Origin of the sequence: Streptomyces sp. NPDC046727, from assembly GCF_040645635.1 — a bacterium.
GTDB lineage: Bacteria > Actinomycetota > Actinomycetes > Streptomycetales > Streptomycetaceae > Streptomyces.
The window spans coordinates 50,851-73,354 of record NZ_JBEYYR010000037.1; the positions used below are offsets into that span (position 1 = coordinate 50,851).

The following is a 22,504-nucleotide window of genomic DNA, read 5'->3' on the forward strand; positions in this document are numbered from 1 at the left end:
TATCGGCCCGCACCGACATCCTCGGAGGGCGGTTCGTCACACTCAGGTCGTCCCCGGTGACCGATCCGTCTCACCGGTGAGCAGTCGCTCCAGCGCGGCCCGGTCCGGCAGGCCGGTGGGCCGTACGACCTCGCCGCTGCGCACGTACACGAAGGAGGCCGTGACGGACTCGGGCGGCACGCCCTGCTGCTCGGCCCAGGCCAGCCGGTACACGGCGAGCTGGAGCGGGTCGGCGGTGCGGGTGCGGCTGGTCTTCCAGTCGACGATCTCGTACGTCGCCTCGTCGCCGTCGCCGTGCCTGTAGACGGCGTCGATGCGGCCCCGGACGACGCGGCCGGCGAGGGTGAGCTGGAACGGGGCCTCGACCCGGTAAGGAGTGCGCCGGGCGTACTCGGTGCGTTCGAAGGCCTCCTTGAGGGCTTCCAGGTCGCGTTCGTCGGCGATCTCGGCGTCGCCGCCGGGCAGCTCGTCCGGTTCGAGCAGGGGCAGCGTCAGCTCCTCGAAGCGGGCTTCGACCCAGGCGTGGAAGCGGGTGCCCCGGCGCGCGGCCGGTTGCGGGGGGCGCGGCATGGGGCGCGCGAGTTCCTGTGCGAGCCCGTCCGGGTCCTCGGCGAGACGCAGCAGCTGGGTCGCGGTGAGCGTGGCGGGCAGGGGGACGTCGGTGACGGTCCGCCGGGCGCGCAGCAGCTCTCCGGTGAGCGCGTCCAGGTCACGGTCCCAGGACGCGACGGTGCGGGCCTCCTCGGGGGTGAGGGAGGCCGGGCCCGGCGGCCCGGCGGGCCGGGGGCCGCCCTGAGGGGCGGGTGCCTGGTGCGGGACCGTCGGGCGGTCGGCGCTCCAGTCGTCCCAGTCGGCGGGGTCGTCCGGGTCGGGGACGGCTATGTCGTCCGGGGGCAGCTCGCCGAAGGGGTCCTCGTCGTACGGGAAGTCGTCCTCGTCGGGGAGGTCCTCGTACGGCTCCTCGTCATACGGCTCCTCGCCATGAAGCTCTTCGCCGTACGCGTCGTCGGCCGGTGGCGCGGGCCAGTCGGGGTGCTCGTCGCCGGCGGGGTCGTGCAGGGCCGGGCGGGGGCCGGTCGGCTGGGCGGCGAGGGTGTCCAGGTGGGCGAGGACGGTCTCGGCGGCGGCGCGGCGGCGGGCCAGGGCGGCGTCGTCCAGTGGGAGCGGCCACACCTGGTCGGCGGAGGCCGCCCGCAGGGCCGGGTTCTCCTCGTCCTCGGCGGGTTCGTCCGCCCACGCCTCGATCTCGCCGTACCCGGCGGCGCAGTGGTCGTGGAGCGCCCGGAGGAAGTCGGAGGGGCCGCGCGGCTTCTTCTGGCTGGGGCCCCACCAGTGGCCGGAGCCGAGCAGGAGCGAGCGGGGGCGGGTGAAGGTGACGTAGCCGAGGCGGAGCTCCTCGGTGTGCTGGTGGTCCTTCATGGCCTCGTGGAAGGCCTTCATGCCGCGCGAGTCCCAGCCGGCGGCGTCGGGCAGGGTGTCGCTGTCGCCGCGCAGGGCGTGCGGCAGCACCTTGGCCTGGGCGGTCCACTTCTCGCGGCCCTGGGCGCTGGGGAAGGTGCCGGTCACCAGTCCGGGGACGGCCACGACGTCCCACTCCAGGCCCTTGGACTTGTGCGCGGTGAGGACCTTGACGGTGTTCTCGCCGCCGGGCAGCGCGTTGTCGAGGCCCTTCTCGTACTGGGCGGCGGTGCGCAGGAAGCCGAGGAAGGCGAGCAGGGTGGCCTCGCCGTCGCTCGCGGCGAAGGAGGCGGCGATGTCCAGGAAGTTGGACAGGGTCTCGCGGCGGCGGGCGGCGAGCGCGTGCGGGGACGCCGACAGCTCCACCTCCAGGCCGGTGACGGCGAGGACGCGGTGCAGGACGTCCATCAGCGGGTCCGACAGGGACCGGCGCAGGTCGCGCAGCTCGGCGGCGAGCCGGGCGAAGCGCACGCGCGCGTCCGGGGAGAACGGCAGCCCGTCGTCGTCGCCCTCGCCGTCGTTCAGCGGCGATTCCAGGAAGGTGTCGAGGGCGTCGGCGAGCGAGGTCACCTCGGACGGGTCGACGCCTTCGACGGCTGCGGCGAGCCGGCGGTCGGGGTCGTCGGTGTCGTCCACGCGCGCGTGGGCGACCAGCAGGCGGGCGCGGCGGCCCAGCAGGGCGAGGTCGCGGGGGCCGATGCGCCAGCGCGGGCCGGTGAGCAGGCGGACCAGGGAGGCGTTGGCGCCGGGGTCCTGGAGGACCTCGCAGACGGCGACGAGGTCGGCGATCTCGGGCAGGTGCAGCAGCCCGGAGAGGCCGACGACCTCGACGGGGATGTCGCGGGCGACGAGGGCGCCCTGGATCTCGGCGAAGTCGGTCGCGGTCCGGCACAGTACGGCGATCTCGCCGGGCGGCGTGCCGGTGCGCACGAGGTGGGCGAGGGTGTCGGCGATCCAGTCGATCTCCTCGGCGTGGGTGGGCAGCAGGGCGCAGCGGACCGTGCCGTCGTACTCGGCGCCGGGGGCCGGGCGGAGGGCCTCCACGCCCGCGTGCATGGCGCGCAGGGGCGCGGCGAGGCCGTTGGCGAGGTCGAGCAGGCGCCCGCCGCTGCGGCGGTTCTCGCTGAGTGCCTGCCGGGTGGCGGGCCGGCCGTCGGCGTGGGCGAAGTGGTCGGGGAAGTCGTCCAGGTTGGCGACGGAGGCGCCGCGCCAGCCGTAGATGGCCTGGCAGGGGTCGCCGACGGCGGTCACCGGGTGGCCGGTGCCGCCGCCGAACAGGCCGGCCAGCAGGACGCGCTGGGCCACCGAGGTGTCCTGGTACTCGTCCAGGAGCACCACGCGGAACTCCTCGCGCAGCAGGCGGCCCACCTCGGGGATGCGGCCGAGGCGGGCCGACAGGGCGATCTGGTCACCGAAGTCGAGCAGATCCCGCTGGCGCTTGGCGGCCCGGTAGCGCTGGACGAGGTCGGCGAGTTCCCGGCGGGCCGCGGCCGTCTCCGGGACCTTGCGCAGGTCGGCGTTGGTGAGCTTGGCGCCTTCCAGGGTGCGCAGCAGGTCGGCGTCCCAGGCGCGCAGGTCCTCGGGGTCGACGAGGTGTTCGGCGAGTTCGGAGTCGAGGGCGAGGAGGTCGCTGACGAGGTCGGCGAAGGAGCGGGTCAGCGCGGGGTACGGGCCGGGGGCCTCACGCAGCACCCGCGCGGCGAGCTGGTAGCGGGTGGCGTCGGCCAGGAGGCGCGAGGTGGGCTCCAGGCCGAGGCGCAGGCCGTGGTCGGTGAGCAGGCGGCCGGCGAACGAGTGGTACGTCGAGATGACGGGCTCGCCCGGCGGGTTGTCGGGGTCGGTGAGATCGGGGTCGGTGACGCCGGCCTTGACCAGTGCCTTGCGGACGCGTTCGGCCAGCTCTCCGGCGGCCTTGTTGGTGAAGGTCAGGCCGAGGACCTGTTCCGGGGCGACCTGTCCGGTGCCGACCAGCCAGACCACGCGGGCCGCCATCACGGTGGTCTTGCCCGACCCGGCGCCGGCCACGATCACCTGCGGGGCGGGCGGCGCGGTGATGCAGGCCGTCTGCTCCGGGGTGAACGGGATGCCGAGGAGCTCCTTGAGCTGCTCGGGGTCGGTGATACGGGCGGACATGTCGAAAGAGGCTAGCGGCGGGGACTGACAGTCGAGCACGCAGCGACCGCCCGGGACGGAAGAAGCCCAGGTCAGCACGCGTGGTGCCGTACGTCACGCCACTCCGGCCGCGCCTTACTCGACCACGTGGCGTCCCTCGGGACGGGCGCTGCACGAGGCGCGGAACGCGCAGTGCGTGCAGTGCTGGCCGGTGCTCGGCGTGAACCGCTCGTCGAGGACCTTTCCGGCGGCGGTGGCCAGCAGCTCGCCGACCCACTCCCCCGCCAGCGGCTCCTGCGTCTGCACCTTGGGCAGGCCCTCGCCTCCGTCGCGTTTGGCGGCGCCCTGCCTGAGGTGGACGAGTTCGGCGCCGCCCGGTTCGGGGCGTACGCCGTCGAAGGCCGGGTCCACTGCGCCTTCGCGGACGGCGAGCTGGTAGACGGCGAGCTGGGGGTGCCGCTCCACCTCGCGCGCGGTGGGCGCCTGCTTGCCGGTCTTGAAGTCGACGACGTAGGCCCGTCCCTCGGCGTCGGTCTCCACGCGGTCCATCTGGCCGCGGATGCGGATCTGGTAGTCGCCTGCTTCGAGGGTGACGTCGAAGTCCTGCTCGCTCGCCACCGGGGTGCGGCCGACTCGGTCCAGCACGTGCCAGTTCAGGAAGCGTTCGAGCGCCCCGCGCGCGTTGTCCTTCTCCTGCCGCGACTTCCAGGGCGCGTCGAAGGCGAGCGCGTTCCACACGGAGTCCAGGCGCTCCATGAGGACGTCGAGGTCGGCGGGGGTGCGGCCGGAGGCGACCTCGTCGGCGAGGACGTGGACGACGTTGCCGAAGCCCTGCGCGGCGGTGGCGGGGGCGTCGGCCTTCACCTCGCGGCCCAGGAACCACTGCAGCGCGCAGGTGTTGGCGAGCTGGTCGAGGGCACTGCCGGAGAGCACCACGGGCTGGTCGCGGTGGCGCAGCGGCACCTTGCTCTCGGTCGGCTCGAACATGCCCCACCAGCGGTAGGGGTGCGCGGACGGCACCAGCGGGCGGCCGTCCTCGTCGGCGAGCGCGGCGAGCCGGGCGAGCCGGCGGGCGGCGGACTCCCGCAGCGCGGCGGACGCGCGCGGGTCGACCGTGGTTGCGCGCAGCTCGGCGACGAGCGCGGCGACGGACAGCGGGCGGCGGGGGCGCCCGGTGACGTCCCGGGGCTCCACGCCCAGCTCGGTCAGGAACCGGGACGGCTGGTCGCCGTCGTCGGCCGGTGCCTTCACGGCGGTGACGACGAGGCGGTCACGCGCGCGCGTGGCGGCGACGTAGAACAGGCGGCGCTCCTCGGCGAGCAGTGCGCCCGGGGTCAGCGGCTCGGCGAGTCCGTCCCGGCCGATGCGGTCGGCCTCCAGCAGCGAGCCGCGGCGCCGCAGATCGGGCCACAGGCCCTCCTGGACACCGGCGACGACGACCAGCCGCCACTCCAGGCCCTTGGCGCGGTGCGCGGTCATCGCGCGGACGGCGTCGGGGCGTACCGCACGGCGCGCGAGCGTGTCGGCGGCTATGTCCTCGGCCTCGATCTCCTCCAGGAAGTTCAGGGCGCCGCGGCCCCCGGTGCGCTCCTCCGCGCGCGCGGCGGTGGCGAACAGGGCGCAGACGGCGTCCAGGTCCCGGTCGGCGTTGCGGCCGGCCGCGCCGCCGCGCCGGGCGGCCCGCTCCAGGCGCGCGGGCCAGGGCGTGCCCTCCCACAGGTCCCACAGCGCCTCCTCGGCCGTACCGCCGCCCGCGAGGCGCTCGCGGGCCTTGCGGAGCAGCGCGCCGAGACGCTGCGCTCCGCGCGCGTACGCCGGGTCGTGCACGGCCAGGCGCTCGGGCTCGGCGAGCGCCTGTGCGAGCAGCTCGTCGGACGGGGGCGGCAGGGGGTTCCCGGCGGCCCGCTCCTCCTCGCGCAGGGCTCGCCCGAGGCGGCGCAGGTCGGCGCTGTCCATGCCGGCGAGCGGGGAGGCGAGCAGGGTGAGGGCGGTCTCGGTGTCGAGCCAGGAGGCGTCCGGGGCTTGTTCGGCGGCGTCTGCGGGGGGTTCTCCGGCCTCCGCGGCCCGTGCTCCGGCGGGTTCGGTCGGGTCGTCGGCGGGCTCGGTCGGGTCGCCGACAGCTGCAGCGGTGCCTTCCTCAGTGCGCGCCGCCGGCTCGTCCTCCCGCTGCCGTGCTTCCGCCGTGGCCACCGCGCGCAGCGCCGTGAGCAGGGGTGCCACCGCCGGCTCGTGCCGCAGGGGCAGGTCGTCGCCGTCGATGTCCAGGGGGACGCCGGCCGCGGTGAGGGCCCGGCGGAGGGTCGGCAGGGAGCGGGACCCGGCGCGCACGAGGACGGCCATGTCACTCCAGGGGACGCCGTCCTCCAGGTGCGCGCGGCGCAGGATGTCCGCGATGTTGTCCAGTTCCGCGCCGGCCGTCGGGTAGGTGTGGACGTCGACCCGGCCGCCGTCCCGTACGGGGGCCGGTTCCCGGTGGGCGCGGACCTTGTCGGCGGGCAGCCGGGGCAGGGGCATGCGCTGGGTGATCAGACGGGTCGCGGCCAGCAGGGCGGCGCCGGAGCGGCGGGAGGTGCGCAGCACCTCGACGGGGGCGGGTCGGCCGTCCGCGCGCGCGAAGGCGGCCGGGAAGTCGAGGATGCCGTTCACGTCGGCGCCCCGGAAGGCGTAGATCGACTGGTCGGGGTCGCCGAAGGCGACGAGGGTGCGGCCGCCGCCGGCCAGGGCGTGCAGCAGCCGGACCTGGGCGGGGTCGGTGTCCTGGTACTCGTCGACGTACACGGCGTCGTACCGGGCCGCGAGCTGTGCGGCGGTCTCCGGGCGGTGGGCGAGCAGGACCGCGCGGTGGACCAGTTCCGCGTAGTCGATCACGCCCTGGAGGTCGAGTGTGTCGAGGTAGTCGGCGAGGAACGCGGCTGCCGCCCGCCAGTCGGGGCGGCCGATGCGGCGCGCGAAGGAGTCCAGGGCGTCCGGGCCGAGGCCCAGCTCGCGGCTGCGGGCGAGGACGGCTCGGACCTCGTCGGCGAAGCCGCGTGTGGTCAGGCAGGCGCGCAGTTCGTCCGGCCAGCGCACGTGGGTCAGCCCGAGCCGCTCCAGCTCGGGCTGGCCGGCGAGCAGCTCGCGGACGGTGACGTCCTGCTCGGGGCCGGAGAGCAGGCGCAGCGGCTCGGTGAACCGGTCGCTGTCCTGGTGGGCGCGGACCAGGGCGTAGCAGTACGAGTGGAACGTGGTCGCCCTGGGCGCGCGGGCCGCGCCCATGCGCAGGGCCATGCGGTCGCGCAGCTCTACGGCGGCCTTGCGGCTGAACGTCAGCACCAGGATGCGCTCGGGGTCGCCGCCCCGGGCCATCCGCGCGGCCACGGACTCGACCAGGGTGGTGGTCTTGCCGGTGCCGGGACCTGCGAGAACGAGCAGCGGTCCGGTCCGGTGGTCAACCACGGCACGCTGCGCGGCGTCCAGACGAGGGGGATCCACGACGGCCGGCGGGGTACGTACCAGTCGGTAAGCGCCACGGCTCCCCTGCCGCACCGAGGGGTGCGGCAGGCGCCTGGTGGAGGAAGAGGAGCTCACGTGGTTGGCCGGTCCTGGTGGTTGTGCTGGTGGGCAGGCGGTCACGCGTGCGAGGCGGTGGCCGCGGGGTGAGGGGGACACGTGCTGCCGACGCTACGCCGCCGCTCCGGGTGGAAGCAGGGCTTCCGATTCTTCCCTCGCGGCGATCGCGCCACGCGCGTCCCACACCCCACGAACGTACGGCATGCCGCGGACGTCCCCCGTGTCCCCCGAACGGACCACAGGCCCACCCCGGTGGCATCCGATGGCGGAAGCTGTCAGGTGTGACCCTCCGCACCCGCGCCGCCGTCCCATCGGGCCCGTCGCATGTCGAGCCGCGGCAGATGGCCCTCCGTGCTCCTGCCCGCCTGCTTCAGCGGCGTGCCCTCCGCGCGGTAGTGGGCGAGCGCGCGCAGCTCGTGTCCGGGCAGCAGCACGCCGTCGGCGCGTACGACACGCCACCACGGGACGGCGCCCCCGTAGAGGGCCATCACCCGGCCGACCTGGCGCGGCCCTCCCTCCTCCAGCCACTCGGCGACATCGCCGTAGGTCATGACCCGGCCCGGCGGGATCCGCTCGGCGACGTCGAGGACCCGCTCGGCGTACTCCGGCAGCGCGTCCGCGTACCCCTCGCGGGCGTCTTCGGGAGGGCTCTGCTCGCTCATCCACCCCATCCTGCCGCACCCCACCGACATCCCCGCGGGGACCGTGGCCAACGGTCCTCTCGCCCCCGAGCGGTCCTTGGGGCAGACTGTGCGCCCGCGCATCCACACCCTGATGCCCGCGTCTGTCGGTGGGGCATGCCACCATCGTGCGGGCGGTGACTGGTGATACGAGACCAAGAAGAGACCATGAAGGAGCAGGGCGTGCACCCCGAAGGAGCGGCGGGCACCCCTGACGCCTCCGCGCGCCGTAAAGCCGCCCGCGCGAGCGAGGGCGGCGCCGACGCGCACCAGGAAGACACCGGTCCGCGCAAGGACGACGACACGGGCGCGGGAGGAAGCACCGCCCCGGAAGCGCGCGGGAACGACGGCGCACGCGCGCGAGGGGACGATGCCGACGCTCGTGAGAGCGACGGCACGCGCGCGCGTGACGGCGGTGCGGATGCCTCCGAGGGGGCACGCGGCTCCGAGAACGCGCCCGCGGATCACCTTCCGTGCGCCGCCGACGATCCCCACGCCGAGCAGGTGGAGGGCGACGAACCGCTGCTCCCCGCGCGCGTGCACCGTCCCTCCGACCTCATGCGGCTCCTGGTGGGAGTGCTCGCCGTCGTGGTGCTGCTCGCGATCGCCGCGTTCGCGCACGGCACCACCTCAGGGCTCGAACAGGACATCAACAAGGGCACCGGTCAGGCCCCGGACCTGCTCATCAAGATCGCGGGGCTGGCGTCCAGCATCGCGATCCTGCTGGTGCCGGTCGCCTTCGCGATCGAGCGGCTGATCAAACGGGACGGGCTGCGCATCGCCGACGGCGTCCTCGCGGCCGTCCTGGCGCACGGAGTGACACTCGCCACCGACCTGTGGGTCGCCCGGGCCGCCCCGGACTCGATCCAGGAGGCGCTCACCCAGCCTTCGCCCGGTGACATCCACGCGCTGACCGACCCGGTGCACGGCTATCTGGCGCCCGTGATCGCCTATATGACGGCCGTCGGCATGTCCCGCAGACCGAGATGGCGCGCGGTGCTGTGGATCGTGCTGCTGCTCGACGCGTTCTCGATGCTGGTCACCGGCTACACGACCCCCTTCTCGATCATCCTGACGGTCCTGATCGGCTGGACCATCGCCTACGGCACCCTGTACGCGGTCGGCTCCCCCAACGTCCGCCCGACCGGCCAGACCCTGATGGCGGGCCTGCGGCACGTCGGCTTCCACCCCGTCAGCGCGGCCCGCGAGGAGGCCACGGAGTCGGAGAACGGCGACCGGGGCCGGCGCTACTTCGTCACCCTGGAGGACGGCCCGCCGCTGGACGTCACGGTCGTCGACCGGGAGCAGCAGGCGCAGGGCTTCTTCTACCGCGCATGGCGCAATCTGACCCTCCGCGGCTTCGCCACCCGCTCCAGCCTCCAGTCGCTGCGCCAGGCGCTGGAGCAGGAGGCGCTGCTGGCCTACGCGGCGATCGCGGCAGGCGCCAACGCGCCCAAGCTGATCGCCACCTCCGAACTCGGCCCCGACGCGGTCATGCTCGTCTACGAGCACACCGGCGGGCGCACGCTGGACTCGCTGGCCGACGAGGACATCACCGACGAGCTGCTGCGCAACACCTGGCACCAGGTGCAGGCGCTGCAGTCACGGCGCATCGCGCACCGCAGGCTGGCCGGTGACGCGATACTGGTGGATCGTTCCGGCAGGGTGATCCTCGCCGAGCTGCGCGGCGGCGAGATCGCGGCCGGCGAACTGCTGCTGCGCATGGACGTCGCCCAGCTGGTCACCACGCTCGGCCTGCGGGTCGGCGCCGAGCGCGCGGTGGCCTCGGCGGTCGGGGTGCTCGGGCCGGACGCGGTCGCCGACTGCCTGCCGATGCTCCAGCCGATCGCGCTGACGCGCTCCACGCGCGCGACGCTGCGCCGGCTGGCCCGGGAGCGGGCCCAGCGGGAGCGCGAAGCGGTGCTCGAAGCCTCCCGGCATGCCAAGTCGGCCCGCCTGGCGGAGGCGTCCGAGACGGCTCCGCTCGTCCTCGACAAGCCCGACAAGAAGACGGTCCGCGCCGAGCAGCGCGCGGAGAAGCGCGCCTTGGACGAGGCCCTCGAAGAGGCCCGCGAGGAGGATCTGCTCACCCAGATCCGGCACGAGGTGCTGCGGATCAGGCCCCAGGCGCCGGTGGAGCCGGCCCGGCTGGAGCGGGTCCGGCCGCGCACGCTGATCAGCTTCATCGCCGGCGCGATCGGCGCGTACTACCTGCTGACCCAGCTCACCCACATCGAGTTCGGCACGCTGTTCGCGCAGGCCCAGTGGGGCTGGGTGGCCGCCGCGGTGCTGTTCTCGGCGCTCAGCTACGTCGCCGCGGCGATGGCCCTGCTCGGGTTCGTGCCGGAACGGGTGCCGTTCCCGCGGACCGTTGCGGCGCAGGTCGCCGGGTCGTTCGTGAAGATCGTGGCACCGGCCGCGGTCGGCGGTGTGGCTCTCAACACGCGCTTCCTCCAGCGCGCCGGCGTGCGCCCCGGGCTCGCGGTGGCGAGCGTGGGCGCGTCGCAGCTGTTCGGGCTCGGCTGCCACATCCTGATGCTGCTGTCGTTCGGCTATCTGACCGGGACCGAGAAGACGCCGTCGCTGTCGCCGTCCCGCACGGTCATCGCGGGCCTGCTGACCGTGGCCGTCCTGGTCCTCGTGGTCACCTCGGTGCCGTTCCTGCGGAAATTCGTCGTCACGCGCGTGAGGTCGCTGTTCGCCGGTGTCGTGCCGCGCATGCTCGACGTGCTCCAGCGGCCCCAGAAGCTCATCACCGGCATCGGCGGCATGCTCCTGCTGACCGCCTGCTTCGTGATGTGCCTGGACGCCTCCATCCGGGCCTTCGGCGACGGGTCGGTGTCGCTGAGCATCGCCAGCGTCGCCGTCGTCTTCCTCGCCGGCAACGCGCTCGGCTCGGCGGCGCCCACCCCCGGTGGCGTGGGCGCGGTCGAGGCGACCCTCACCGTCGGCCTGATCGCCGTCGGCCTGCCCAAGGAGGTCGCCGCCCCGGCCGTCCTGCTGTTCCGGCTGCTGACCCTGTGGCTGCCGGTGCTGCCGGGCTGGCTGGCCTTCAACCACCTCACCCGCAAGGGAGCCCTGTAGACGCCCCCGGGCCATGTACCTCGTACGGCCCGCGTCCCGCGCGCCCCGGCGTGTGCGCCCCCACGATGGGTGTATGGCGAACCCCTCCTGGCTGCGCGCCGCCGCGCTGACCACCACCGCTGTGCTGCTCTCCGCTGTGCTGGCCGGATGTGGCGACAGCGGCGAGGACGGGGATCTCACGACGCAGAAACTGGACTGGAAGGACTGTCCGGCCCCGTCCGAGGCCGAGGGCGGCGGCAGCGCGCCGTCCCCGCTGCCGAACGGCACCCCGTGGCAGTGCGCCACCATGAGGGCGCCGCTGGACTGGGCCAAGCCGAAGGGCGGCACGATCGGCATCGCCCTGATCCGTGCCCGGGCCAGTGGCCCCGCGAGCAAGCGGATCGGGTCGCTCGTGTTCAACTTCGGCGGCCCGGGCGGTAGCGGCGTCACCACGCTGCCCGCGTTCGGCACGGACTACTCCGCCCTGCGCACCCGCTACGACCTGGTCAGTTTCGATCCGCGCGGGGTCGGCCGCAGCGCACCCGTGAAGTGCGAGAGCGACGCCCAGCTGGACGTGTACTTCCAGCAGGACGCGACCCCCGACGACAGCGCCGAACGCGTCCAGCTCGTGAAGCGCACCCAGCGGTTCAACGCGGCGTGCGAGAAGAACTCCAAGAAGGTGCTGCCGCATGTGCGCACCACGGACGCGGCCCGCGACATGGATCTGATGCGCCAGGTCCTCGGCGACGCCAAGCTGCACTACTTCGGCATCTCCTACGGCACCGAACTCGGCGGCGTCTACGCCCACCTCTTCCCGAAGAAGGTCGGGCGGGCCGTCCTCGACGCCGTCGTGGACCCCACCCAGAACCCGGAGCAGAGCGCGCTCGGCCAGGCCGAGGGCTTCCAGCTCGCCCTCGACAACTTCGCGAAGGACTGCACGTCGAAGAAGACGGAATGCCCGATCGGCGACACCCCCCAGGAGGTGAAGGACCGCATCGCGAAACTGCTCGCGGACCTGGAGAAGAAGCCGATCCCCGGCATCTTCCCGCGCCAGCTGACCCAGACCGCCGCCACCAACGGCATCGCGCAGTCCCTGTACTCGAAGGACTTCTGGGAGTACCTCACCGAGGGGCTGGAGGAGGCGTACGACGGCGACGGCAAGATCCTCATGCTGCTGTCCGACTCGATGAACGGCCGCAACGAGAACGGGGAGTACAGCAACCTCACCGCGGCGAACATCGCCATCAACTGCTCGGACGAGAAGCCGCGGTACACCGCGGACTACGTCCAGCAGAGGCTGCCCCGGTTCCGTGCCGCGTCCCCGCTGTTCGGGGACTTCCTGGCCTGGGGCATGGTCAGCTGCACCGACTGGGCGGTGCCGGGCGCCGCCGACCACCCCGACGTCAGCGCGCCGGGGTCGGCGCCCGTCCTCGTCATCGGCAACACCGGAGACCCGGCCACCCCGTACGAGGGCGCGCGGAAGATGGTGGACGCCCTCGGCAAGGGCGTCGGCGTCCAGCTGACGTACAAGGGCCAGGGGCACGGCGCGTACGACAGCAGGAACAAGTGCGTGCAGGGCGTGGTGAACCGCTACCTGCTGGACGGAAAGGTGCCGAAGGCCGGCACGGTCTGCTCCTGACAGACCCCCGACAATCGGGCAAAACAGCAGGTCAGAACGTTATCCACAGGCCTCAGCGGGGCGAGGCGAGGGCGCCTACCATGGCTTGAACGCCCGGCGCGGCACGGCGCGGCGGGCCTGTCAGGGGGGTGCGCATGATGCGATTTCTGCGGTGGACGGCCGCGGTGGCGGCAGGGCTGCTGCTGGCCGGCTGCGGCGGCTCGTCCGGCGATGACGGGAACGGGCACGAGGGCAAGGGGGCCGCCTCGGCTCCCCCGTCGACGCCGCGCTCCACCGACGCGCAGCCCCCGACGGCCCTGCCGTCCTCCCTCACCTCCCAGCGCCTCGACTGGCAGCGCTGCAAGGCCACAGGGAACTCCGCCGCGCCGAGCGACGCATGGCGCTGTGCGACGCTCAAGGTGCCGCTGGACTGGTCCGAGCCGGGGGGCCGGACGATCGGGCTCGCCCTCATCCGCGCGCGGGCGACCGGCGGCGACCGCGTCGGCTCGCTGCTGTTCAACTTCGGCGGCCCCGGGGGCTCGGGCGTGTCGACGATGCCGTACTACGAGCCGTCCGTCGCCACGCTCCACGAGCGCTACGACCTGGTGAGCTGGGACCCGCGCGGGGTCGGCGCGAGCGAGGGCGTCCGCTGCCGCGGCGACCGGGAGATCCAGGCCGCCGAGACCGTGGACGCCACACCCGACACCCCCGCCGAGGAGAAGGCGTACTTCCAGGACGCCGCCGACTTCGGCAAGGGCTGCCAGAAGGCCGCCGGCCCGCTGCTGGCCCACGTGTCCACCACCGACACCGCACGCGACATGGACCTGATGCGCCAGGTCCTCGGCGACGCCGAGCTGCACTACTTCGGCATCTCCTACGGCACCGAACTCGGCGGCGTCTACGCCCACCTCTTCCCGAAGAAGGTCGGCCGGCTGGTGCTCGACGCGGTCGTCGACCCGGCCGCGGACACGGTGGGGCACGCCGAGAACCAGGCCCGCGGATTCCAGCGGGCCCTTGACGACTACCTCAAGTCCACAGGTCAGGACGCCGGTCAGGGCTCACGGCACATAGCCGACCTGCTGACACGGATCGACGCCAAGCCGCTGCCGACGTCGTCCGGGCGGAAGCTGACCCAGACGCTCGCGGTCACCGGGATCATCCTGCCGCTGTACAGCGAGTCGAGCTGGCCGAGGCTGACCAGCGCGCTCAAGTCGGCGGAGAAGGGCGACGGTTCGCAGCTGCTGGCGCTCGCCGACGAGTACAACGACCGGGACGCCTCGGGGCACTACGGCACGATGTCGCACTCCCAGCGGGTCATATCGTGCCTGGACGACAAGCAGCGGCCGGCACTCGCCGAGACGAAGCGGCGCCTGGCCGAGTTCGAGCGGATCTCGCCGGTGTTCGGGGACTTCCTGGCCTGGGACACGGCGGGCTGGTGCCACGGCTGGCCGGTGCCGGGCCAGTACGACACCCCGGATGTCAGCGCACCGGGTGCGGCACCGATCCTGCTGGTCGGCAACACCGGCGACCCGGCCACCCCGTACGAGGGCGCCCGCCGCATGGCCGACGAGCTGGGCCGGGGCGTGGGCGTCGAACTCACCTGGAAGGGCGAGGGCCATGGGGCGTACGGCAGCGGCAGCGACTGTGTCGACTCGACGGTGGACGCCTACCTGCTGAAGGGAACGGTACCGAAGGACGGCAAGGTCTGCTCCTGACGCCGACGGGGGCTCCGGGCACCGTCCGCGCCCGAAGCCCCCGCCGCCCACACCGGGGAACCGGACGTCGACAAGCTGCGGATGTGGCCCGCAGGGACCGGGCGTAATGTGGGCCATACATCCGGACCGCGCCCGCTGGGCGTGAAGTCCCGCGTGCCGCCCACCCCTTGCCCTTTGGCTCGGGTGCGCCTGGACGAGCGGAGGATCTGCGATGGGTACAGTCACGACCGACGACGGCACCACGATCTTCTACAAGGACTGGGGTCCTCGGGATGGGGAGCCGATCGTCTTCCACCACGGGTGGCCGCTGAGCGCCGACGACTGGGACAGTCAGATGTTGTTCTTCCTGGCGCAGGGCTACCGAGTCATCGCCCACGACCGCCGTGGCCACGGACGCTCCACCCAGACCGCGACCGGCCACGACATGGACACCTACGCAGCGGACGTGACCGCCCTGACCGACGCACTCGACCTGCGGGGCGCCGTGCACATCGGCCACTCCACCGGCGGTGGCGAGGTCACCCGCTACGTCGCCCGCGCCAAGCCCGGCCGGGTCTCAAAGGCGGTCCTGGTGGGCGCGGTGCCACCGCTGATGCTGAAGACGGAGGCCAACCCGGGCGGCTTGCCGATGGAGGTCTTCGACGGCTTCCGTAAGGGCGTTGCCGACAACCGGGCTCAGTCGTTCATCGACATTCCCTCGGGGCCGTTCTACGGCTTCAACCGTCCCGGAGCGCAGGTGTCACAGGGTTTGATCGACAACTGGTGGCGCCAGGGCATGATGGGCGCGGCGAACGCGCAGTATGAGTGCGTTGCGGCGTTCTCCGAGACCGACTTCACCGAGGACTTGCAGCAGATCGAGGTGCCCGTCCTCGTCGCGCACGGCACCGACGACCAGGTCGTCCCGTACGACGACTCGGCACCCCTGACGGTCAAGCTTCTGAAGAAGGGGACCCTCAAGTCCTACGAGGGCTATCCGCACGGGATGCTGTCGACGCACCCGGAGGTCCTCAACCCGGACATCCTCGCGTTCATCCGTTCCTGACCCCGGCGGGCTGGCCTCAACGTCCGGCCCGTTCCCCGGTGTACCCGTAGCGCACCTGGTCAGGCGGTGGTCCGCTGGACCGCCAACAGACTTTGCGAGCGGGGCGAGATCGTCCCCCTTTTGACACCCCTTACCGTCGGAGAGACGCTGGAGAGCAGGGGCTGAAGGGGGCGAGCCACGTAGGAGCCTTCCCATGGACGGTCGATGCGTACGCCTGGCGGTGCTGGTCCCCCTGGTGGTGTCGTCATTGACAGCGGGGGCAGTGGAGCTTGCCGCCTCGCCGGCCGCGGCGGCGTCACCCACCTGCGGTGTCTCGCGGGCCGACGGTCGGGCGGACCTGAAGGTCGTCGGCGAGGACTTCGAGCCGAACAAGGCCGTTTTCATCGAGTCCGCGCACGGGGCCCAGGGCACCGAGCGGACGGACGCCGGCGGAAACTTCTCCGCAACGATCACTCATGCCCGCGGCACCATCACTGCCCGGCAGGTCGGCGGCCCCGAGGTCAGGTGCGGCACGGCCGAGCAAGGGGGACGCCAGAGCGCCCAGGAGCAGTACGCGGCAGGCTACAAGGCGGGTTACGCGGCCATGAAGAGCGACTGCGACGTGCGGCAACTGCAGGGCGTCACGGTCAACGCGAACTTCCGGCAAGGGTTCAGGGACGGCGCGGCCGCGGCGGAGAAGAAGTTCTGCGGGGGCTAGAGCGAGTCTCAGCCGCTGCTCACAGGGCGACTTCTGACATCCACGGCTGACATCAACGAAGCCGGACGACCGTATGCAGCAGCACCCCTGAGAGACCGTCGTATCAGCCGACGGCGGCACCAGGGGGCGTGTGCCTGCTCCCTTGCAGCACGCAGGCTGCCGTGACTTGTTACCCAACTGCCTTTCTTGGGCCGTCCCCGGGCCGTACAAGGTCACCCGACGCCAACCGACAACGACAGAAGCCCACGGCTCTGAGCTGCTCAGATGCCGTGGGCTTCCTCAGTCCCACCCGTGATCAGTAGACCGGCTTGTGCGGTTCGATCTGGTTGACCCAGCCGATGACGCCGCCGCCGACGTGGACCGCGTCGGCGAAGCCCGCGGACTTCAGGACCGCGAGGACTTCCGCACTGCGGACACCCGTCTTGCAGTGCAGGACGATCTTCTTGTCCTGCGGGAGGGTCTCCAGGGCGCTGCCCATGAGGAACTCGTTCTTCGGGATCAGCTTGGCGCCCGGGATGCTGACGATCTCGTACTCGTTGAGCTCGCGGACGTCGATGATCTCGATGTTCTCGCCGTCGTCGATCCACTCCTTGAGCTGCTTGGGAGTGATCGTCGAGCCGGCCGCCGCCTGCTGGGCCTCCTCGGAGACGACGCCGCAGAAGGCCTCGTAGTCGATGAGTTCGGTGACCGTCGGGTTCTCGCCGCACACCGCGCAGCCCGGGTCCTTGCGGACCTTGACCTGGCGGTACTGCATCTCCAGGGCGTCGTAGATCATCAGGCGGCCGACCAGCGGCTCGCCGATGCCCGCGAGGAGCTTGATGGCCTCGTTGACCTGGATGGAGCCGATGGACGCGCACAGCACGCCCAGGACGCCGCCCTCGGCGCAGGAGGGGACCATGCCGGGGGGCGGGGGCTCCGGGTAGAGGCAGCGGTAGCAGGGGCCGTGCTCGGACCAGAACACGGACGCCTGGCCGTCGAAGCGGTAGATCGAACCCCACACGTACGGCTTGTTCAGCAGCACGCAGGCGTCGTTCACCAGGTAACGGGTGGCGAAGTTGTCCGTGCCGTCGACGATCAGGTCGTACTGGCTGAAGATGTCCATCACGTTGTCGGCTTCCAGCCGCTCCTCGTGAAGGACCACGTTCACGTACGGGTTGATGCCCTTGACGCTGTCACGCGCGGACTCGGCCTTGGAGCGGCCGATGTCGGACTGGCTGTGGATGATCTGACGCTGCAGGTTCGACTCGTCGACCTCGTCGAACTCCACGATGCCGAGGGTGCCCACGCCCGCGGCGGCCAGGTACATCAGCGCCGGCGAGCCCAGGCCGCCGGCGCCCACACAGAGCACCTTGGCGTTCTTCAGCCGCTTCTGCCCGTCCATGCCCACATCGGGGATGATCAGGTGGCGGGAGTACCTGCGGACCTCGTCTACGGTGAGCTCAGGAGCTGGCTCGACCAGGGGTGGCAGCGACACGGGGACTCCGTTGGTCGGTCAATCACTACAGTTGTTCTCCTCGTAACACTGCCACGGCCTTCTTCATTCCGAGACACCCGTTCCGACCCGCGAGACGATGTCGTCCCAGTAGCCGGGCATCGTCTCCCAGGGGTCGCTGCGCCCGCCTCCGTCGGTGCGGTCCGTGAAGTAGATCGTCGCCGCTCCCTGCCAGCGGGCGATCCGCAGCGCCTCGTCCAGATGGCCGCGGGGCACGCCGTGCACGAAGTGGCAGAACCGGTCGGGCGGGTAGTCGGCGGTCCACTCGGCCGCCTGCGAGAAGCGGTAGTCGGACCAGGAGCCGGAGAAGGTCACCAGCTGGTCGGCGTTCTCGGCGTAGCCGGGGTGCGGGTGGCGGCCGTGGCCGAGGACGACGTGGGCGGTGTCACTGATCGCCCGGAGCGTGGTGATCGCGCGGCGGACCTCGGGGAGCGCGGTCCGCTCGGTGGGACAGCGGTCCAGCAGGAAGCCGTCGACCCGGTACCAGTCGAGATGGCGGTGGGCGTCGGAGAGCAGATCGCCGAACGCCCGGGCACCGTAGGTGAGGTCCAGGTGGCCGAGGACGCGGACGCCCGCGGTGTGCAGTCGGCCCGCCGCCTCCAGGCAGTGCGGGTCGGGGCGGGTGCCGGGGCCGGCGGCGACGTCGAGGACGACCCAGTCCAGCGGGGTGCCGGGGCGGGCGAGTTCGGCCCACTGGGCCGGGGCGAGCAGCGGGTGGGCGTAGCCGGGGATACCGAGGGCGGTGCGGACGCCGGTGCCGGTGGCGCCGGCGGTGGTGCTGGTCAGATGCGGCATGCCGCCTCCATCCAGATGTCGGCCAAAGATTCTTCGAGGTTGATGCGGGGCCGCCAGCCCAGCCGGTCGCGCGCGGTGCGCACATCGGCCTGCTGCCAGCTGCCGCAGCCGTCCGGGTACGGGTACGCGACCGGGTTTGTGTGCTCGGAGTCGCCGCGAGGGTGCCCGATGGCGGCGCGCAGCGGGCCGGGCGGGGCGTCGAGTTCGTGGAGGGCGCCGCCGTATCCGGCCACGCGCGCGAGGACGGCGGCGGCGTCTCTGAGCCGGACGGCGCGGCCGGAGCCGATGTTGATCACGCCCTGCGCGGCGGAGAGCGAGGCGGCGTGCACGGCCCGCGCGACATCGCGTACGTCGATGAAGTCGCGCTGGACGCCGAGGCCGCCGAGCTTGAGTTCGCCGTCGCCTGACTGCATGGCGCGGCGCATGGCCTCGGCGAGCCGGCCGAGCGGGGACCCGGCCGGGGTGCCGGGGCCGGCCGGCGAGAAGACGCGCAGGACGACGGCGTCCAGCCCGGAGCCGAGGACCAGTTCGGTCGCGGCGAGCTTGCTGACGCCGTACGGGCCGCCGGGGCGCGGTACGGCGTCCTCGGCCGTGGAGGAGCCCGGCTGGCTGGGGCCGTACTCGGAGCCGCAGCCGATCTGCACCAGGCGGGCGCCGCAGCCGCTGCGGCGCAGCGCCTCGCAGACGGTGGCCACGGCGACGGTGTTGTGCCGGGTGAGTTCGCGGGCCCCGCCGCGGGTGGCGCCGGCGCAGTTGACGACGACTCCGGGGTGGACCGCGTCCAGGAAGCGGGTGAGCGCGCCCGGGCTGCCGGTGGCGAGGTCGAAGCGGACGTCGGCGTCGTCGCCGCGGCCGAGCGCGGTGAGCTGGACGGCCGGGTCGGCGAGCAGGCGGTCGGCGACGAAGCGGCCGATGAATCCGTTGGCTCCGATCAGCAGGACCCTCATCGGGCGCCTCCCGGGGTGTGCGCGCCGGTGGTACCGGCCGTTTCGACGGCGCCTGCGGCTGCTCCGGGCGCTCCGGTGGTTCCGGGCGCTCCGGGTCGGGAGGTGGTCATCTGGTGTTCTCCTTCAGCGGGGTCGTGCGGGTGCCTCCGGCGGTGGTCGGGCCGGCGGGCGGAAGGTTCACTCGGGTGCTCCCGTGGGCGCGTGGGCCGAGGCCCGGGTGAGGGTGCGGCCGGCGTGCCCCAGCAGGGCCAGGGCCGCGATGCCGCAGGCGAGGGCCGGTACGGCGGCCTCGCCCCAGGCGTCGACGAGGGTCTCGACGGGAGCCGCCAGGAAGGCGCAGCCGGGCAGCCGGCCGGCCAGTGGCAGCGCGAGGGCCGCCGCCTCCGTGGCCACGACGGCGCCCAGCGCGAGGGCGGGGGCGTGCCGGTGGCGGTGCACGGTGAGCAGACGTGCCAGCAGGAGCAGGGCGCCCAGGCTGAGGGCCTGCGGATAGGCCGCGGCCTCGTGCAGGAGGGTGCCGCTCAGCGCGAGCAGCGCGCCGAGGGCGCCCAGGAACAGGGCGAGGACGCCGAGCAGCAGCGGCTTGGCGGCGGCCGTGAAGTCCTCCAGGCCCCGGCTGCCGGCGAGCCTGCGGCGGGCGCCGGCGGCGAGGAGGTGGGCGGACCAGGCCGCGGGGGCGCAGGCCGGCAGGAGGGCGAGGACGGGTGCGGTGGCCGTGGGCCAGGGGCCGTCCGGGAGTCCGGTGGGGAGGGCATCGGGGCCGCCGGTCATGACGGCGTGGAGGAGGCCGTCACCGGCGAGGGCGTACCCGAGCAGCCAGCAGGTCCACGCGCGCGTAGCGGCCGCGGTTCGCCACGCGCGTGTGCCGGGCGGACCGGCGAGCGGGCCGTGGCGCAGTGCCGCGCGCGTGCCGAGGCCAACGGCGAGCAGGCCGCCGAGTGCCACCAGCTGGCGGGGGTGGCCGTGGGCGAGGCGCAGTCCGGTCACCGTGGCCGCGCCGAGCGCCCCGGGCAGGAGGCTGAACAGGACCCAGCCGACGCGGACGCGGGGCATGGGCAGGGGCCGGGGCTGCGGGCGGGGCTCGGCGATGCGCGGCACGCGCGCGTACAGCTCCTCCGCGAGCGAGAACACGTCCCGGTGCCGGAACCGGGCGGCGGTCCGGTCGGTGACCCCGTGCGCCTCCAGCCCCGCGGCGATCTCCAGCGGATCCACGGCCCGCTCGCACAGCTCACGGTGCTGGTGCAACAGGGCCTTCACCGGGTCGCCGGCGCCGCGCCGCACCCCGGGGGCTCGCCGCCGGTCCGGTCTCGCATCCGCCTCGGCGCGGGATCCGGGCGGGACCGGGTCGTACCGGGGGGTGGCCTGGCTGGTGGTGGCCCGGGTGCCCTTCCCGGTGCAGCCGTTCCCGGCGGAAGAACCGCCGTCGGGGATCCTGCTGTCCAGGTCGCTCATCGTGCCCCCTCCGCCGTCGCCAGCGGGGTCGCCCGGACCGGGGTGTTCGTGGCCCAGCCGGGGATGACACGGGGCGTGGGGCGGGTCCAGCGGCCGGGGACGTGGGACTCGGCGGGGGTGGCGAACGGCAGGGGCTCGCCGGACTCGTCCAGGACGACCCGGCGGACCGGGCAGCGCGAGACGATCTCCAGGTAAATGCCGTGAAATGCCGCGATGTTCTGCTCGACGGTGAACAGTTCGAGCGCCCGGGCGCGCGCGGCGGCACCGAGGCGCGCACGGCGCTCGGGGTCGCGCAGCAGCGCCACGCACGCCTCGGCGAGCGCCCGGGGATTGCGCGGCGGCACGACCAGACCCGTGCCGCCGATGACCTCCACCACCGCGCCGGCATCCGTGGACACCGTGGCCCGGCCGCAGAGCATGGCCTCCACGAGGCTGATCGGGAAGCCCTCCACCACGCTGGAGAGGACGACAACCGCGCCGACGGCGTACGCGTCGGGCAGCGTCGGGGCCTCCGGGGCGCCGATCTCCTCGAAGGAGACGGGGTTGTCGCCGACGGCGTGCGCGCCCTCCGCCTCGTCCGGGAAGAGCTGCGCGGCGAGCGCCCGGCAGTGGCCGAGGTAGGCCGCGCCCTCGGCGCCGGAGGGAGCGCCCACGATCCGCAGGCGGGCCTCGGGGTGCTCCTTGCGGACCTCGGCGAAGGCGTGCAGCAGCGAGACGAGGTCCTTGGCGGGTTCGACGCGGCCGACCCAGACCAGGGTGTCCGGGTCGGCGCGGTCCGGGGACTCGCCGGCCTCCGTGAAGCGGTCGGCCTCCATGCCGGGGTACACCGTGCGGATCCGGGCGCGGTCGGCGCCGCACCGTTCCTGCCAGCGGCGGGCGTGTGCGTTGCCTGGGGTGAGGATCGCGGCCCTGCGGTAGACCTCGGCGGCGAGCCGGCCGTGGAAGGCGGCGAGCAGGGCGCGTACGGCGGGGGCGGCGGCGTCGGGACCGAGGGTCAGGTAGTGCGAGCGGAGCTGCACGCCGTACTCGGTGACGAGCAGCGGTACGTCGGAGAAGTGCCGGGCGAGCAGCCCGCAGAGGGCTGCGGGGCCGCCCGTGGTGGCGTGGCAGAGGTCGGCCGCGCCGAGGCCGTCGTCGCCGTACCAGTCGAGGGAGAGGGGGCGCAGGGCGCGTTCGAGGTGTGCGGCGACGGCGAGCAGGTCGGGTACGCGCGCCTCGTGCGCGGTGCGCGGCGCGCGGGGGGCGTGACAGGCGCGCTCCAGGGCGCGTACGGCCGCGTCGGAGCGCAGGGCGCCGACGAGTCCGCCGTTTTCGCGGGCGAGTTCGGCGAGCCCGTACAGCGCGCTGCCGAAACGGTCCGCCAGATCGCCGGACGCGGGAGCGGCGTCGGAGGCGGCATCCGCCCTGGCCCCGGCGCCGGCTCCGTCCCCGGCGGTCACCGCCGCCGCCAGTTCCCCGTAGCACTCGGCGAAGCGTCGGCGCGCGCGCCGTCCGTAGGCGACACCGTCGTCCTCGGCCGTCCACAGCGGCGCCGTACGCACCCGTCTGACCTGCGGTGGGAGCGGAACGCGGCACTCGGCTTCCTGGTGCCGGCCACGGCTGAGCGCGTAGACGTCGAACTCGTGCCGATCGAGCCCGCGCACGAGCCGGTCGCACCAGTGCCTGGCGTCACCGCTCACATAGGGATAGCCACCTTCCGTAAGCAGTCCTATGCGCACGTGTGCACCCCCGATCTCCCGTCTGGGGAGCCGCCGTGGTCCTGGCGGCTCGCAGCGGGACGAACGTAAGGGGACAAGACGGTGGCGCGACGGACGGTTGTCCATCGCGCCACCAAAAGGGGTGAACGGTCGTAACTTTCGCGTGCGGGTCGCGTTCCGCCGCGCT

General features: G+C 73.4%; 13 protein-coding genes. 5 read left to right on the plus strand and 8 right to left on the minus strand.

Annotated elements, in window-relative coordinates; genetic code table 11:
- Positions 1-42 precede the first annotated feature (42 nt).
- The 3 genes from ABZ937_RS33940 to ABZ937_RS33950 all read right to left on the minus strand — a co-directional run bounded on the left by ABZ937_RS33940 (position 43) and on the right by ABZ937_RS33950 (position 7,781).
- On the minus strand, positions 43-3,591 hold the full coding sequence (locus tag ABZ937_RS33940; RefSeq protein ID WP_361697553.1) for an ATP-dependent DNA helicase: 3,549 nt from the start codon (positions 3,589-3,591) through the stop codon (positions 43-45).
- A 114-nt stretch (positions 3,592-3,705) separates the two neighbouring features.
- A complete protein-coding gene (locus tag ABZ937_RS33945; protein ID WP_361697555.1) occupies positions 3,706-7,137 on the minus strand; it encodes an ATP-dependent DNA helicase in 3,432 nt (1,143 codons plus the stop codon).
- A gap of 257 nt (positions 7,138-7,394) precedes the next feature.
- Positions 7,395-7,781: an MGMT family protein gene (locus tag ABZ937_RS33950; RefSeq protein ID WP_361697557.1), complete on the minus strand. Its 387-nt coding sequence runs from the start codon at positions 7,779-7,781 to the stop codon at positions 7,395-7,397.
- A gap of 186 nt (positions 7,782-7,967) precedes the next feature.
- Here ABZ937_RS33950 and ABZ937_RS33955 point away from each other — a divergent pair, with 186 nt between their 5' ends.
- The 5 genes from ABZ937_RS33955 (at position 7,968) to ABZ937_RS33975 (ending at position 15,934) form a co-directional block, all read left to right on the plus strand.
- Positions 7,968-10,883 carry a lysylphosphatidylglycerol synthase domain-containing protein gene (locus ABZ937_RS33955; protein ID WP_361697559.1) on the plus strand — a complete coding sequence of 972 codons (2,916 nt, stop codon included), beginning with the start codon at positions 7,968-7,970 and terminating at the stop codon, positions 10,881-10,883.
- A 73-nt stretch (positions 10,884-10,956) separates the two neighbouring features.
- Positions 10,957-12,501, plus strand: a complete 1,545-nt coding sequence (locus ABZ937_RS33960; RefSeq protein WP_361697561.1) for an alpha/beta hydrolase — start codon at positions 10,957-10,959, stop codon at positions 12,499-12,501.
- Between the two features lie 134 nt (positions 12,502-12,635).
- Positions 12,636-14,195, plus strand: coding sequence for an alpha/beta hydrolase (locus ABZ937_RS33965; protein WP_361697563.1), 1,560 nt, complete (start codon positions 12,636-12,638; stop codon positions 14,193-14,195).
- A gap of 211 nt (positions 14,196-14,406) precedes the next feature.
- Entirely contained in the window at positions 14,407-15,237 is an 831-nt protein-coding gene (locus ABZ937_RS33970) for an alpha/beta hydrolase (RefSeq protein WP_361697564.1), read from the plus strand.
- A gap of 193 nt (positions 15,238-15,430) precedes the next feature.
- Entirely contained in the window at positions 15,431-15,934 is a 504-nt protein-coding gene (locus tag ABZ937_RS33975; protein WP_361697566.1) for a hypothetical protein, read from the plus strand.
- A 295-nt stretch (positions 15,935-16,229) separates the two neighbouring features.
- On the opposite strand, the gene moeZ is transcribed toward ABZ937_RS33975, so the two are convergent.
- The 5 genes from moeZ to ABZ937_RS34000 all read right to left on the minus strand — a co-directional run bounded on the left by moeZ (position 16,230) and on the right by ABZ937_RS34000 (position 22,338).
- Positions 16,230-17,408, minus strand: a complete 1,179-nt coding sequence (moeZ, locus tag ABZ937_RS33980; RefSeq protein ID WP_361697568.1) for an adenylyltransferase/sulfurtransferase MoeZ — start codon at positions 17,406-17,408, stop codon at positions 16,230-16,232.
- A 63-nt stretch (positions 17,409-17,471) separates the two neighbouring features.
- The gene (locus tag ABZ937_RS33985; RefSeq protein WP_361697570.1) at positions 17,472-18,221 is read right to left on the minus strand and encodes a spherulation-specific family 4 protein; all 750 of its coding nucleotides are present in this window, start codon (positions 18,219-18,221) and stop codon (positions 17,472-17,474) included.
- Positions 18,209-19,168 (minus strand): NAD-dependent epimerase/dehydratase, encoded by a 960-nt coding sequence (locus tag ABZ937_RS33990; RefSeq protein WP_361697572.1) that lies wholly within the window; start codon positions 19,166-19,168, stop codon positions 18,209-18,211. Before ABZ937_RS33990 ends, ABZ937_RS33985 begins: the two co-directional genes overlap by 13 nt.
- 177 nt (positions 19,169-19,345) lie before the next feature.
- Positions 19,346-20,620 carry a hypothetical protein gene (locus ABZ937_RS33995; protein ID WP_361697574.1) on the minus strand — a complete coding sequence of 425 codons (1,275 nt, stop codon included), beginning with the start codon at positions 20,618-20,620 and terminating at the stop codon, positions 19,346-19,348.
- Complete coding sequence (locus tag ABZ937_RS34000; protein WP_361697576.1) at positions 20,617-22,338, minus strand: DUF3492 domain-containing protein; 1,722 nt, start codon at positions 22,336-22,338, stop codon at positions 20,617-20,619. The genes ABZ937_RS33995 and ABZ937_RS34000 overlap by 4 nt, the downstream gene beginning before the upstream one ends.
- Between the last annotated feature and the right edge of the window lie 166 nt (positions 22,339-22,504).

Bases quoted from the DNA above. Each gene is read 5' to 3' on its own strand.
- ABZ937_RS33940 (WP_361697553.1), bottom strand. From the start codon at position 3,591: ATGTCCGCCCGTATCACCGACCCCGAGCAGCTCAAGGAGCTCCTCGGC.
- ABZ937_RS33950 (WP_361697557.1), bottom strand. From the start codon at position 7,781: ATGAGCGAGCAGAGCCCTCCCGAAGACGCCCGCGAGGGGTACGCGGAC.
- ABZ937_RS33955 (WP_361697559.1), top strand. From the start codon at position 7,968: ATGAAGGAGCAGGGCGTGCACCCCGAAGGAGCGGCGGGCACCCCTGAC.
- ABZ937_RS33960 (WP_361697561.1), top strand. From the start codon at position 10,957: ATGGCGAACCCCTCCTGGCTGCGCGCCGCCGCGCTGACCACCACCGCT.
- ABZ937_RS33965 (WP_361697563.1), top strand. From the start codon at position 12,636: ATGATGCGATTTCTGCGGTGGACGGCCGCGGTGGCGGCAGGGCTGCTG.
- ABZ937_RS33970 (WP_361697564.1), top strand. From the start codon at position 14,407: ATGGGTACAGTCACGACCGACGACGGCACCACGATCTTCTACAAGGAC.
- ABZ937_RS33975 (WP_361697566.1), top strand. From the start codon at position 15,431: ATGGACGGTCGATGCGTACGCCTGGCGGTGCTGGTCCCCCTGGTGGTG.
- ABZ937_RS33985 (WP_361697570.1), bottom strand. From the start codon at position 18,221: ATGCCGCATCTGACCAGCACCACCGCCGGCGCCACCGGCACCGGCGTC.
- ABZ937_RS33990 (WP_361697572.1), bottom strand. From the start codon at position 19,168: ATGAGGGTCCTGCTGATCGGAGCCAACGGATTCATCGGCCGCTTCGTC.
- ABZ937_RS33995 (WP_361697574.1), bottom strand. From the start codon at position 20,620: ATGAGCGACCTGGACAGCAGGATCCCCGACGGCGGTTCTTCCGCCGGG.